Source organism: Vibrio sp. R-1, assembly GCF_035615595.1.
GTDB lineage: Bacteria > Pseudomonadota > Gammaproteobacteria > Enterobacterales > Vibrionaceae > Vibrio > Vibrio cholerae.
Map to the genome: position 1 here is coordinate 1 of NZ_WPDC01000260.1, position 699 is coordinate 699.

Consider the following 699-nt stretch of genomic DNA (forward strand, 5'->3'; position numbering starts at 1 on the left):
TATTCCATAATTATTTGTTGTCAGTTGACAAGAAGTCATCAAAATGCTCGATATTAAGTGATGCTTTTATCAATCAAATTTATCGAGGTTATACTTTTGCCTTCATTCTTTGGTTTTGCTCTAGTTTCAAGCCTACCCGCCCCCCAGCTAAAGCGCTTATTGATGGGCGCTATCGTGATAACTTCAATGGGACCATTACCGATACCAAAACTAACCTTATCTGGATGCGTTGCAGTTTTGGGCCGCAATGGACTGGCAGTACCTGTGTCGGTTTGTCCATGGAGACGGATTGGAATTATGCGCTGAAAACCGCAGTGAGTTTTTTTAGCTATGCAGGTCATAACACGGCAAGATATTTTGCAACGTTTACTCGCTGATTTACCGATTGAACCGCTCGACTACCGCCAGCTTGCTGAGCTTAGTGAGGGGCATTCCGGTGCGGATCTCAAAGGCTGGGTCGATGCCGTGAGTGAGCAAGTGATAGAGCAAATTTTGCGCACCGGACAAGACAGCACCATCACCATGGACGTTCTCCGCGAGCACATTCGCCAGCGTCAGCCAAGCACGCTAGAGTGGTTTGAATCGGCCAAGCAGGTCGTGGAATACGCCAATCACAGCGGCGTATTTGATGAACTCGCCCGTTATTTAGAGCAGCACCCCACCGGCAAAAAACGCCGCATGGGATTTTTTTAAACAGGA

At 47.5% G+C, this 699-nt stretch carries 1 protein-coding gene and 1 pseudogene; both read left to right on the forward strand.

The genetic code is table 11. From position 1 onward, the window contains the following. A pseudogene (locus GOU96_RS17980) lies at positions 1 to 377 on the forward strand (hypothetical protein); the annotation flags it as partial. Further along, positions 358 to 693, forward strand: a complete 336-nt coding sequence (locus GOU96_RS17985; protein ID WP_267783179.1) for a hypothetical protein — start codon at positions 358 to 360, stop codon at positions 691 to 693. The pseudogene GOU96_RS17980 and the gene GOU96_RS17985, both read left to right, overlap by 20 nt. Positions 694 to 699: the final 6 nt, after the last annotated feature.